We start from the raw sequence: 12,051 nt of genomic DNA, 5'->3' as shown, positions 1-12,051 counted from the left end.
GATCGTCTCCTTGTCGGTGGGTGGGGAAGGGGGGGTCAGAGGACCTTGGCGAGGAAGGCGCGGGTCCGTTCGTGCTGCGGGTCGTCCAGCAGCCGCTCCGGCGGGCCCTGCTCGACGATCACGCCGCCGTCCATGAAGACCACGGTGTCGGCGACCTCGCGGGCGAAGCCGATCTCGTGGGTGACCACGATCATGGTGGTGCCGGTGCGGGCCAGGTCCTTGATCACGTCGAGCACCTCGCCGACCAGTTCGGGGTCGAGCGCCGAGGTGGGCTCGTCGAACAGCAGCACCTTGGGCTCCAGGGCGAGCGCCCGGGCGATGGCGACGCGCTGCTGCTGGCCGCCGGAGAGCCGGCGCGGGTACTCGGCGGCCTTGTCGGCCAGGCCGACTCGCTCCAGCAGTTCCAGGGCGCGGGCCCGGGCCCGCTCCTTGGGGACGCCGAGCGCGCCGACCGGGGCCTCCACCAGGTTCTCCAGCACGGTCAGGTGCGGGAAGAGGTTGAAGTTCTGGAAGACGAAGCCGAGCCGGGTGCGCTGCTTGAGCACCTCGCGCTCGGGCAGTTCGCGCAGCTTGTCGCCGACCCGCCGGTAGCCGATCAGCTCGCCGTCCACCCGGACGTAGCCCTGGTCGAGCTTCTCCAGGTGGTTGACCGCCCGCAGCAGGGTGGACTTGCCGGAGCCGGACGGGCCGAGCACCACCGTGACGGTGCCGGGGCGGACGTCGAGGTCGATGCCGCGCAGCACCTCCAGCCGTCCGAACCTCTTGTGCACGCCGCGCACCTCGACCATGGCGGTGGCGGTGGCCGTGGCGGTGTCGCCGCTCATGCCCGCTTCTCCTTGAACTCGGTGACGGCGGCCCGCAGCCGCTGCCAGGGGGTGGGCGGCGCGCTGCGCTCGCTGCCGCGGGCGAAGTAGCGCTCGACGTAGTACTGGACCAGCGAGAGCGCGGTGGTCAGCAGCACGTACCAGACGGTGGCGACCATCAGCAGCGGCACCACCCGGCCGGTCCGGCCGTAGATCACCTGGACCTGGTAGAACAGCTCGCCGATCGCCATCACGTAGACGATCGAGGTGCCCTTGAACAGCGAGATGACCTCGTTGGCGGCGTTCGGCAGGATGCCGCGCATCGCCTGCGGCAGCACGATCCGCCAGGCCTGCCGGAACTTCGGGATGCCGAGCGCGGCGGCCGCTTCGAGCTGCCCGGCGTCCACCGCGAGCACCCCGCCGCGGATGATCTCGGCGGCGTACGCGGCCTGGTGCAGGGCCAGGCCGAGGACGGCCGCGCCGAGCGCGCCGAGCAGGTCCATCGTCCCGAAGGAGACGAAGCTCGGGCCGAACGGGATGCCGATCCCGAGCCGCTTGTACAGGTAGGCCAGGTTGAACCAGAACACCAGCTGCACGATCAGCGGGATCGAGCGGAACGCCCACACGTACGTCCAGGCGATGCTGCGCAGGATCGGGCTGCCGGACAGCCGCAGCGCGGCGATCACCGCGCCCAGCGCGAAGCCCAGGACCGTTCCGTAGAGGGTGAGCTGGAGGGTGACGCCGACCGCGCGCAGGATGCTGTCGGAGAACACGAAGGCGCGGAAGGTCGGCCAGTCCCAGCCGGGGTTGACCGCCAGCCCGTGGGCGAACTGGGCGGCCAGCACCAGGGCGGCCAGGCCGGCCACCAGCCGCCAGGGGCGGCGGTGCGGGACGATCGTCAGCCGTTCGACGGAGTCGTCCGGCTGTCTGAGGGCGAGGGTCTTCTCGGGGGTGACGGCGGTCATCGGGGGCTCCGTGGTCAGGGGTGCTCGGGCGGGTTGATCTGCGACTCGGTGATCGCCGAGTCGGTGGTGCCCCACTTGGCCAGGATCTTCTGGTACGTGCCGTCCTTGATCAGCTGGTTGACGGCGGCCTGGAAGGCGGGGGTGAGCGGCGAGCCCTTCTTGAACGCGAAACCGACGTCGAGGCGGTGGTACTCGCCGAGGAACCGGGTCTTCGCGCCGGGCTGGCTGGCCTGGTAGCGCAGGCCGTTGATCGAGGACATCACCACGTCCAGCCGGCCCTGCTGGAGGCCGGTGACCACGGCGGCGCCCTCGGTGAACACCTTGACCTCGTACGGCTTCTTGCCGGCCTTGGCGCAGTCGTCCTTCTTGGCGTTCAGGGTGTTCTCGAAGGTGGTGCCCGCGCCGGTGCCGATGGTCAGGCCGCACAGCTGGGTCAGGTCGGTGACGCTGGTCAGCGCGGTGTTGTCGGAGCGCACCGCGAAGCCCTGGCCGTCGTCGATGTAGGTGACGAAGTCGATGGTCTTCAACCGGGCAGCGGTGACGCCGAAGTTGCCGGTGCCGACGTCGTACTTGCCGCTGCCGAGCGCGGGCAGGATGGTCTCGAACGCGGCGTCCTCGCGCTGCACCTTCACCCCGAGCACCGCGGCGACGCCGTTGACCAGGTCGACGTCGAGGCCGGCCAGCTCCTTCTTGCCCTCCGGGTAGTACGCGCCGGGCGGGGCGCCGACCGCGCCGCCGAGCTTGATCGTGCCGGAGGCCTTGACGTCGTCGGGCAGCAGCGCGGCGGCGGCGTCGTTCTTGTGCACGCCCGCCAGGGCGTCCTGGCTCGGCTGGATGCCGACCGGCGCGGCCTTCCCGGCGGGCGCCGGGTCGGAGCCGCAGCCCGCCAGCGCCAGGGCGGCGACCGAGGCCAGGGCGAGGGCGGGGAGGTGGCGCTTCATCGGGTCGGTGCCTTTCCGGCCGCCTCGGCGGCCCGGTCTTGCGGATGCGTGGGACGGGGGTCGTGCAGGTCCTTCTCGAACGCCAGCGGCCGGTCCTGCGGCGGCGCGTCGACGTCGAACAGCGGGGTGTAGCCGGCCGCCAGGTAGAGGCCCTTGGCCTCCGGCTGGCGCGGCCCGGTGGTGAGGTGGATCCGCAGGTAGCCGGCCTGCCGGGCGGCGTCCTCCAGCTCGGCCAGCACCCGGCGGCCCAGGCCCTGGCGGCGGTGCCCGGCGGCGGTCCACATCCGCTTCACCTCGGCGGTGCGCTCGTCGTGGTGGCGGCGGTAGGCGCCGCCGGCCACCGGTTCGCCGTCGCGCAGCAGCAGGAGCAGCAGCCCGTCCGGCGGGGCGAACTCCTCGGCGCCGTAACGGGCCATCTCCTCGTGTCCGCCGGGCCCGTAGCGGGTGACGTACTCGTGGGTGAGCTCGCGGATCAGCGGCTGGGTGAGCGGGTCGCCGAGGAGCGCCCGCTCGACGGTCAACGCGCTCATGCCGCGACGGCCCCGGCGGCGGCCCCGGCGGCGGCCGCCTTGGCGGCATCGCGCTTGGCGACCTCCTCGCGGACGATCGGGATGACGTACCGGCCGAAGTCGATCGCGTCGCCGACGTGGTCGTAGCCGCGGGCGGAGAGGATCTCCACGCCGAGGTCGTAGTAGTCGAGCAGCGCCTGGGCGACCGTCTCGGGCGTGCCGACCAGGGCGTTGGAGTTGCCGGCGCCGCCGGTCGCGGCGGCGGTCGGGGTCCACAGCGCGCGGTCGTAGCGCTCGCCGGCCCCGGCGATCTCCAGCAGCCGCTGCGAGCCGGCGTTCTCCGGTCCGGCGCCGCCGACCGGGCGGTGGCGCACCAGGTCGCCGGACTCCTTGCGGGCCCTGATCGCGGCGACCGTGCGGTGCGCCTTCTCCCAGGCGAGTTCCTCGGTGGGCGCGATGATCGGCCGGAAGGCGACCTGGATCCGCGGGGTGTCGGTGCGCCCGGCGGCCCGGGCGGCGGCCTTGACCAGGTCGATCTGCTCGGCGGTGCGGGCCAGCGGCTCGCCCCACAGCGCGTAGATGTCGGCCTCGGCGCCGCCGGCCGCGAACGCGGCGGGCGAGGAGCCGCCGAAGGAGACGTTCGGACGGGGCTGCTGGACCGGGAAGACGTCCGAGACGAAGTCCTCGAAGCGGTAGAACTCGCCCTCGTGGTCGAAGGGTTCGCGGCTGGTCCAGGCCTTCTTGACGATCCCGATGTACTCGCGGGTGCGGTCGTAGCGGCGGTCCTTGGGCAGGAAGTCGCCCTCGCGCCGCTGCTCGTGGTCGTTGCCGCCGGTGATGAAGTGCACGGTGAGCCGGCCGTCGCTGATCCGGTCCAGGGTGGCGAAGGTCTTGGCGGCGAAGGTCGGGTACGAGACGTTCGGGCGGTGCGCGAGCAGGATCTGCAGCCGGTCGAGCCTGGCCGCGAGGAACGCGGCGGCGGCGGCCGGCTCGGGCGCGCCGGCGCCGTAGGCGAACAGCACCCGGTCCCAGCCGTGGTCCTCGTGGGCGCGGGCCAGCCGCAGCGTGTAGTCGCGGTCGAAGGCGTGGGTGGTGCGGGCGGTGGTCTCCGAACCGTCGCCGGTGGCGGCGATTCCGAGGAACTCGACGGGCATGGCGGAGCCTCTTCCGGTGGGGCACGGCCGCGGGGCCCGGGTACGCCGGAGGGACGCTCCGGCGGAGGGGTACGGGCGGGCGGCTGGGTGGGGTGACAGGCGTCGGGGTGCGGGCGCGTGACGGGGCGCCGGCTCGGGAGCGAGCGGTGGTGGTGCTCAGGAGGCGGCAGCGTGCGCCTGTCGATCCGTCCGGACGGACGGCTTCCCGGCCCGCGACTGGGGCGACCGAGGGAGGACTCCCGGAGGAGGAGAAGGGCCGGTCAGGCGGCCCGCTGCCGGGTCAGCCGCGACACGCCGCGGACCACACCCGACCGAAGTCGATGTGGCCTCGCGTCACGAGGGCGGGCTGGTCGGCGGTCATGTCGAACAGTTGAACAGCGCCGCCGAGGGTCCGTCAACCTTTCTCCCCGGAACGAAACACCGGCGTCACACCAGGCTTCACACCCGCGTCCTTGACAGCCTCCGCTCGCTCACGCGTACGATCGCGGTGGAGCGAGTAGTACCCGGGCCCGGCGGCGAACTGCCGTCCGGTCCAGCCGCGTTGAGGGACGCGGCGCGCGTGAGTGACGGCATGCGGACACCGCCTGCCCCGCCGCCCCATGGAGCCCTCATGGCCTCGCCCGCCGTCCCGTCCACCGGCGTCCCGCCCACGTCGAAACCCGGCGCCGCCCCCGCCCCCGACCCGTCCGCCGGGGTCTTGGCCGATTCGCTCGCCGACCTGGCCGCGCTGCCGGTGGTGCCCCGCCGCCGCCCCGGGCGGTACGTCAGCGGCGGCCTGGCGCTGCTCGCCGCCGGGCTGGTGCTGCGCTCGGTGGCCGGCAACCCGGCCTTCGAGTGGTCGGTGGTCGGCAGCTACCTGACCGCGCCGTCGGTGCTCCGCGGCCTGCTGCTGACGCTCTGGCTGACCGCCGCGGTGATCGGCCTCGGCTTCGCCCTGGGCGCGGTGCTCGCGGTGGCCAGGCTCTCCGGCAACCCCGTGCTGCAGAGCCTGAGTTGGAGCTTCGTCTGGCTCTTCCGGGCCGCCCCGCTGCTGGTCCAGCTGCTGTTCTGGTACAACATCGGGGCGCTGTACCCGACGCTGTCGCTGAGCCTGCCGTTCGGCGGCGAGCTGTTCTCGGTGAAGACCGTCAACCTGCTCGGCCCGGTGCTCACCACCCTGATCGGCCTGACCCTGCACGAGGCCGCGTTCGCCGCCGAGGTGGTGCGCTCCGGCGTGCTGTCGGTCGACCAGGGCCAGCTGGAGGCGGCCTCCTCGCTCGGCCTGGGCCGCGGCCGGGTGCTGCGCCGGATCGTGCTGCCGCAGGCCATGCGGTCGATCCTGCCGCCGGCCGGGAACATGCTGATCGGCACGCTCAAGGGCACCGCGGTGGTCAGCGTGCTGGCCGTCCACGACCTGCTGTTCTCCGTCCAGTCGGTCTACAACCAGACGTACCAGGTGATCCCGCTGCTGCTGGTGGCCACCCTCTGGTACGTCGCGGTGACCAGCGTGCTGTCGGTCGGCCAGTACTACCTGGAGCGGCACTTCGCGCGCGGTGCCACCCGCGAGCTGCCGGCGACCCCGTGGCAGCGGGCCCGGGTGGCGCTGGGCCGCCTGCGGGCGCGCGGCGCGGCGGGGCGGTGAGCGCCGTGCCCGTCCTGGTCGTGATCGGAGCCGGGCCCCGGGGCACCGGCCTGCTGGAGCGGATCGCCGCGAACGCCCCCGAACTGCTGGGCCCCGGCGTCCGGTTGGATGTCCACCTGGTCGACCCGCACCCGCCCGGCGGGGGCCGGATCTGGCGGCACGCGCAGTCGCCGCTGCTGCGGATGAACTCGATGGCGGAGGACGTCACGATGTTCACCGACGAGCGCACCACCATGGACGGCCCGGTCCGCCCCGGGCCCTCGCTCGCCGAGTGGGCCGCCGACCCGGCCGCCCACCCCCCGCACCTGCCGGTCGAGGACCCGGAGGTGGCCGAGGAGCTGCGCACCCTGGCGCCCACCGACTTCCCGACCCGGCGCGCCCAGAGCGGGTACCTGGACTGGGTGCTGCGCCGGTCCGCCGCCGAACTCCCGGACAACGTCCGGCTGTTCGTTCACCAGGACACCGCCCTGCGGATCACCGGCGATCCGGACGGGCCGCAGCTCGTCCACCTCTCGGACACCGTGTTGGCGGCCGACCGGGTGGTGCTCGCGCTCGGCCACCTGGACTCCGCGCCCGGTCCCGACACCGCCGACCCGCGCGACTTCGCCGAACGGCACGGCCGCACCTACCAGCCGCCCGCGTTCACCGCCGACGCCGACCTGTCCGGCCTGGCCCCCGGCGAGCGGGTGGTGGTCCGCGGCCTCGGCCTGGCCTTCGTCGACCTGGTCGCGCTGCTCACCGAGGGCCGCGGCGGCCGCTTCACCCCGAAGCCCGGCGGCGGCCTGCGCTACCACCCCTCCGGCCGTGAACCCGTGCTGTACGCGGGCTCCCGGCGCGGCGTCCCGTACCACGCGAAGACCGGCTACCGGCTCCAGGGCCCGCCCCCGCCGCTGCCCCGCTACTTCGGCCCCGACCTCGAACTCCCGGACGGGCGGATCGAGTTCAAGCGCGACCTGTGGCCCGCCATGGCCAAGGAGATCGGCTTCGCCTACTACCACGAGCTGTTCCACGGCCACCCCGAACGCACCACCCTGCCCTGGGCCGAGTTCCTGGCCGGCTACGACCGCCACCCCTGGCACAGCCCCGAGCGCGCCGACCTGGTCGCCGCCGCCGTTCCCGACCCCGAGGACCGGCTCGACCTGGAGCGCCTCGACCGCCCGCTCGCCGACCTGCGGGTCGACGGCCCCGCCGAACTCCAGCAGCACCTGCGCGCCCACCTGCGCGCCGACCTGGCCCGCCGCTCCGACCTGCGGCACAGCGCCGACCTCGGCGCCTTCTACGCCCTGCTCTCGCTCTACGGCACCCTCATCCAGCTGCTGCCCGCGCACCCGCTCACCGCCCGCTCCACCGCCACCGAACTCGACGGCTGGTGGACCGGCTTCTTCTCCTTCTACGCCTCCGGCCCGCCCGGCTTCCGGCTCGAACAGCTGCTGGCCCTCTCCGAGGCCGGACTGCTGCACTTCCTCGGCCCCGACCTGCGGGTCGACCTCGACGAGGAGCACGGCACCTTCCGCGCCTCCTCCCCCGCCCTGCCCGGCCACCACGTCCACGGCACCGCCCTGGTCGACGCCTTCCTCCCCCGGCACGACCTCAGCCGCACCAACGACCCGCTGCTGCGCCGGCTGCGCCTCGACGGACGGATCGACGAGGAACTGCTGACCGACCCGGACGGCCACACCTACCGCTCCGGCCTGATCCGCACCGACCCGGACGCCCGCGTCCTCGACCCCGCCCTGGGCGGCCGCCCGCACCCGCGCCGCACCGCCCTCGGCGCGCCCACCACCACCCGCGCCCCGGCCGCCTTCGCCCGCCCGCGCACCGACGCCCCGTCCTTCCGCCAGAACGACGCCGTCGCCCGCCGGCTGCTCACCGAACTGCAGAAGGAGGACTGAGGGCCCGGACCGCGCGGCCGGCGCACCGGATACGCTCCAAGCACCCCGACCCTCCGGAGAGTGCGCCATGGCCAAGCCGCCCCCGCCCCGCGACCCCGCCCAGGACGCGCCGCACGTCGCGCCCCCGGCCCACGCCGCCGCGGGCCTGCCCGCGATCGGGCACACCCTGCGGATGGCCGCCGAGCAGATGTCGCCGGGGCGGGTGCTGTCCACCCTGCGCCGGGTCAACCAGCCGGGGGGCTTCGACTGCCCCGGCTGCGCCTGGCCCGAGCCGGACAAGCCGCACCTCGCCGAGTTCTGCGAGAACGGCGCCAAGGCCGTCGCCGAGGAGGCCACCGAACGCCGGATCACCCCGGCGTTCTTCGCCGAGCACCCGGTCGCCGACCTCGCCGACCGGTCCGGCTACTGGCTCGGCCAGCAGGGCCGGCTGACCACCCCGATGCTGCTGGACGAGGGCGCGACCCACTACGTCCCGATCGGCTGGGACGAGGCCTTCGCCCTGGTCGCCGAGGAGCTGACCGCGCTCGCCTCCCCAGACGAGGCCGCGTTCTACACCTCCGGCCGCACCTCCAACGAGGCCGCCTTCGCGTACCAGCTGTTCGCCCGCAAGCTCGGTACCAACAACCTGCCGGACTGCTCCAACATGTGCCACGAGTCCTCGGGTTCGGCGCTCACCGAGACGCTCGGCGTCGGCAAGGGCAGCGTCTCGCTCAAGGACCTGTACCAGGCCGACCTGATCATCGTCGCGGGCCAGAACCCGGGCACCAACCACCCCCGGATGCTCTCCGCCCTGGAGCGCGCCAAGCGGGCCGGCGCCCGGATCGTCAGCGTCAACCCGCTGCCCGAGGCCGGTCTGGAGCGCTTCAAGAACCCGCAGACCCCGCGCGGCCTGGTCGGCGGCGGCACCAAGCTGACCGACCTGTTCCTGCAGATCCGGCTCGGCGGCGACCTCGCCCTGTTCCGCGCCCTCAACCACCTGCTGCTCACCACCCCGGGCGCCGTCGACGAGGCCTTCGTCGCCGAGCACTGCGCCGGCTACGACGAGTTCGCCGCCGAGGCCGCCGAGCTCGACCGGGACGCCGTGCTGCGCGCCACCGGCCTGCCCTGGGAGCGGATCGAGGAGCTGCACCGCCTGGTGCTCGCCTCCGGGAAGGTCATCGTCTGCTGGGCGATGGGCCTCACCCAGCACAAGCACTCCGTCCCCACCATCCGCGAAGTGGTCAACTTCCTGCTGCTGCGCGGCAACGTGGGCCGCCCGGGCGCCGGCGTCTGCCCCGTCCGCGGGCACAGCAACGTCCAGGGCGACCGCACCATGGGCATCTTCGAACGCCCCTCCGCGGCCTTCCTGGACGCCCTCGGCAAGGAGTTCGGCTTCGAGCCGCCGCGCGCGCACGGCCACGACACCGTCGACACCATCCGGGCCATGCGGGACGGCCGGGTCAAGGTGTTCTTCGCGCTGGGCGGCAACTTCGTCTCCGCCAGCCCCGACACCGGCGCCACCGAGGCCGCGATGCGGCGCTGCCGGCTCACCGTGCACGTCTCCACCAAGCTCAACCGCTCGCACCTGGTCACCGGCGCCCGCGCCCTGATCCTGCCCACCCTCGGCCGCACCGACCGCGACCTCACCCCCGCCGGGCCGCAGTTCGTCAGCGTCGAGGACTCCATGGGCATGGTGCACTCCTCCCGCGGCGGCCTGCGCCCGCCCGCGCCCGGCCTGCTCTCCGAGGTCGCCATCGTCACCCGGCTGGCCCGCGCCGTCCTCGGCCCCCAGGACCCCACCCCCTGGGAGGAGTTCGCCCTCGACTACGACCGGATCCGCGAACGCGTCGCCCGGGTCGTCCCCGGCTTCGACGACTACAACGCCAGGGTCCGCCGCCCCGGCGGCTTCGCCCTCCCGCACGCCCCGCGCGACAGCCGCACCTTCCCCACCGCCACCGGCAGGGCCAACTTCACCGTCAACCCGCTGACCGCCCCCGAGGTCCCGGCCGGCCGCCTGCTGCTGCAGACCCTGCGCTCGCACGACCAGTACAACACCACCGTCTACGGCCTCGACGACCGCTACCGCGGCATCACCGGCGGCCGCCGCGTCGTCCTGGTCAACCCCGCCGACGCCGCCGAGCTCGGCCTCGCCGACGGCCAGTACGTCGACCTGGTCAGCGAGTGGACCGACGGCACCGAGCGCCGCGCCCCGCGCTTCCGCGTCGTCCACTACCCCGTCGCCCGCGGCGGCGCCGCCGCGTACTACCCGGAGACCAACGTCCTGGTCCCGCTGGACTCCACGGCCGACATCAGCAACACCCCGACCTCGAAGTCCGTCCTCATCCGCTTCGAGGTCCCGTAGGAGCGGAGCCCTCAGCTCCCCGACGGCGTCGCCGGGTCGCCGCCGCTCGGCGACCCGGACCCGACCGGCGAACCGGACCCGGCCGGCGACCCGCTGCCGCTCGGCGACCCCGACCCGCTGAGGCTCGGCGACCCCGACCCGCTCGGCGATCCCGACCCGCTCGTCGACCCGCTGCCGCTCCCGCTCGGGCTCGCGGAGCCCGAACCGCTCGCCGAGGACGAGGCGGACGCGGAGGCCGAGGCCGACCCCGAAGCGGACCCGGAGGCCGGGTCACCGGGCGAGGCCGAACCCGAAGGGGTGCCGGTCGGGGTGGGCGTGGCGGTGGGGGCCGGCGGCGTGGGGAGGGTCGAGGGCTTGGCCGGCTGGATCCTCACCGCGCCGAGCTGGACGTCCGGCACCTTCCACGCGCCGCCCGCGTCGTCCGCCGCGTCGTCGCCGTCCGGTCGCACCGCGCCCAGGATGGGCATGGCGCCCATCTGCGAGACCTTGACCACGTCGCCGGTGCGCGGGGCCTGGACGACCAGGCCGCCGCCGATGTACATGCCGATGTGCGTCGCGCCGCCGTAGTAGACGATCAGGTCGCCGGGCCGGATCTGGTTCAGCGGGACGTGCTTGAGCTGGGCCCACTGCTCCTGGCTGGTGCGCGGGATCGCCTGGCCGGCGTGCAGCCAGGCCTGCGAGGTGAGGCCGGAGCAGTCGAAGACGTCGGGGCCGGCGCCGCCCCACACGTAGTCCTTGCCGAGCTGCTGGAGCGCCCAGGCGACGGCCTTGCGGCCCATCGCGGAGGGCGTCCGCTCGCCCTTGCCGAGGGCGCCGGAGGCGAGGAAGGCCAGCTGGGCCTGGTTGGCCTGCTGCTTCTCCAGGTCGGCGAGTTCGTCGCGCTGGGCGCCGGTGAGCGAGCCGACCAGCTTCTCGACCTCGGCGAGCTTGGTGGCGACGTCGTTCCTGGCCTTCTCCTGCTCCGCGGCCAGCGCGGTGGATTCGGCGAGCGCCTGCCGGGCGGCGGTGCGCAGGGCGGTGAGGGTCTCCCGGTCGGCCTTGAGCCGGTCCAGGAACTCCTTCTGCGAGCGCCCGGCGGAGTCGAGCAGTTCGGCGATCACCACCGCCTCGTACGGGTTCTCGGCCATCAGCAGCTCGGCGTACCCGGATATCTGGTTGTTGCGGTACTGCGCGGCGGCGAGCTGGGCGGCCAGGTCGCCGCCGGCGTCGACGGCCTTCTGCTGCAGCTCGACCCGGTTGTCGAGGTCCTGGACGGTGTTCCGGTGCTCGGTGAGCGCGGCGACCGTGGCGTTGTACTGCTCGGTGGCGGCCTCGGCCTGCTGGTAGAGGGCGTGCAGCTGCTCCAGCAGCGGCCCGAGGGTGCGCTTGGCGTCGGCCAGCGGGTCGGCGCCGGCCGCGACCGTCGGGGACGGGTCGGGCACGGCGTACGCGGCCGAGGCCAGGACCGGCAGGGTGAGCGCGGCGGCGGCGAGCACCGCCCCGCAGCGCAGCGCAGCGCGCACCCACGGCCGCACGCCGGTCGTCTCGGTCCGCTGCCCTGCCCCCATCGGCCGGCCCTCCCCTGATTGTCCGTCGGCGATCGGACTGATCCTGCCACGGAGAGGGCGGTCAGGGGCAGATGGTTTCGGGGCCGCCGGGTGAATTCTCATCCGGTCCGGAGTGTGAGAACGGTCTCACCGCACGGTCCTGACCACCATGGGAACTCAACGCGGTGGCAACTCCCGCGTCACGAACGGAACCAGGACTCCGGGTCCAGTTAACCTCCCGTTCACCATCACTTCCTACCGTCGCCGAGGACAGCAACGTCAGTCCGACCACTACGACG

9 protein-coding genes are annotated in these 12,051 nt (G+C 73.9%); 3 read left to right on the top strand and 6 right to left on the bottom strand.

What is annotated here, in order from left to right:
- Positions 1–35: 35 nt before the first annotated feature.
- The 5 genes from ACZ3J7_RS36795 to ACZ3J7_RS36775 are packed head-to-tail and all read right to left on the bottom strand — an operon-like array spanning position 36 to position 4,372.
- Entirely contained in the window at positions 36–788 is a 753-nt protein-coding gene (locus tag ACZ3J7_RS36795; RefSeq protein ID WP_465627633.1) for an amino acid ABC transporter ATP-binding protein, read from the bottom strand.
- Positions 789–820: 32 nt separating this feature from the next.
- Positions 821–1,768 (bottom strand): amino acid ABC transporter permease, encoded by a 948-nt coding sequence (locus ACZ3J7_RS36790; RefSeq protein ID WP_465627614.1) that lies wholly within the window; start codon positions 1,766–1,768, stop codon positions 821–823.
- A 14-nt stretch (positions 1,769–1,782) separates the two neighbouring features.
- Positions 1,783–2,709, bottom strand: coding sequence for an ABC transporter substrate-binding protein (locus tag ACZ3J7_RS36785; protein WP_465627613.1), 927 nt, complete (start codon positions 2,707–2,709; stop codon positions 1,783–1,785).
- Positions 2,706–3,239, bottom strand: a complete 534-nt coding sequence (locus tag ACZ3J7_RS36780) for a GNAT family N-acetyltransferase (protein ID WP_465627612.1) — start codon at positions 3,237–3,239, stop codon at positions 2,706–2,708. Before ACZ3J7_RS36780 ends, ACZ3J7_RS36785 begins: the two co-directional genes overlap by 4 nt.
- Positions 3,236–4,372: an LLM class flavin-dependent oxidoreductase gene (locus ACZ3J7_RS36775; protein WP_465627611.1), complete on the bottom strand. Its 1,137-nt coding sequence runs from the start codon at positions 4,370–4,372 to the stop codon at positions 3,236–3,238. Before ACZ3J7_RS36775 ends, ACZ3J7_RS36780 begins: the two co-directional genes overlap by 4 nt.
- A gap of 610 nt (positions 4,373–4,982) precedes the next feature.
- Between ACZ3J7_RS36775 and ACZ3J7_RS36770 the strand changes: the two genes are divergently transcribed.
- The 3 genes from ACZ3J7_RS36770 (at position 4,983) to ACZ3J7_RS36760 (ending at position 10,226) form a co-directional block, all read left to right on the top strand.
- Complete coding sequence (locus ACZ3J7_RS36770; protein ID WP_465627610.1) at positions 4,983–5,993, top strand: amino acid ABC transporter permease; 1,011 nt, start codon at positions 4,983–4,985, stop codon at positions 5,991–5,993.
- Positions 5,990–7,885, top strand: coding sequence for an FAD/NAD(P)-binding protein (locus ACZ3J7_RS36765; RefSeq protein ID WP_465627609.1), 1,896 nt, complete (start codon positions 5,990–5,992; stop codon positions 7,883–7,885). Before ACZ3J7_RS36770 ends, ACZ3J7_RS36765 begins: the two co-directional genes overlap by 4 nt.
- A gap of 67 nt (positions 7,886–7,952) precedes the next feature.
- The gene (locus ACZ3J7_RS36760; RefSeq protein ID WP_465627608.1) at positions 7,953–10,226 is read left to right on the top strand and encodes an FdhF/YdeP family oxidoreductase; all 2,274 of its coding nucleotides are present in this window, start codon (positions 7,953–7,955) and stop codon (positions 10,224–10,226) included.
- Positions 10,227–10,237: 11 nt separating this feature from the next.
- On the opposite strand, the gene ACZ3J7_RS36755 is transcribed toward ACZ3J7_RS36760, so the two are convergent.
- On the bottom strand, positions 10,238–11,773 hold the full coding sequence (locus ACZ3J7_RS36755; RefSeq protein WP_465627607.1) for a C40 family peptidase: 1,536 nt from the start codon (positions 11,771–11,773) through the stop codon (positions 10,238–10,240).
- Positions 11,774–12,051: the final 278 nt, after the last annotated feature.

The organism is Kitasatospora sp. NPDC015121, assembly GCF_055562955.1.
This window is presented reverse-complemented; position numbering and strand designations above follow the sequence as displayed.

Excerpts from the sequence above, each read along its gene's own strand:
- ACZ3J7_RS36795 (WP_465627633.1), bottom strand. The coding sequence starts at position 788 with ATGGTCGAGGTGCGCGGCGTGCACAAGAGGTTCGGACGGCTGGAGGTG.
- ACZ3J7_RS36790 (WP_465627614.1), bottom strand. The coding sequence starts at position 1,768 with ATGACCGCCGTCACCCCCGAGAAGACCCTCGCCCTCAGACAGCCGGAC.
- ACZ3J7_RS36785 (WP_465627613.1), bottom strand. The coding sequence starts at position 2,709 with ATGAAGCGCCACCTCCCCGCCCTCGCCCTGGCCTCGGTCGCCGCCCTG.
- ACZ3J7_RS36780 (WP_465627612.1), bottom strand. The coding sequence starts at position 3,239 with ATGAGCGCGTTGACCGTCGAGCGGGCGCTCCTCGGCGACCCGCTCACC.
- ACZ3J7_RS36775 (WP_465627611.1), bottom strand. The coding sequence starts at position 4,372 with ATGCCCGTCGAGTTCCTCGGAATCGCCGCCACCGGCGACGGTTCGGAG.
- ACZ3J7_RS36770 (WP_465627610.1), top strand. The coding sequence starts at position 4,983 with ATGGCCTCGCCCGCCGTCCCGTCCACCGGCGTCCCGCCCACGTCGAAA.
- ACZ3J7_RS36760 (WP_465627608.1), top strand. The coding sequence starts at position 7,953 with ATGGCCAAGCCGCCCCCGCCCCGCGACCCCGCCCAGGACGCGCCGCAC.
- ACZ3J7_RS36755 (WP_465627607.1), bottom strand. The coding sequence starts at position 11,773 with ATGGGGGCAGGGCAGCGGACCGAGACGACCGGCGTGCGGCCGTGGGTG.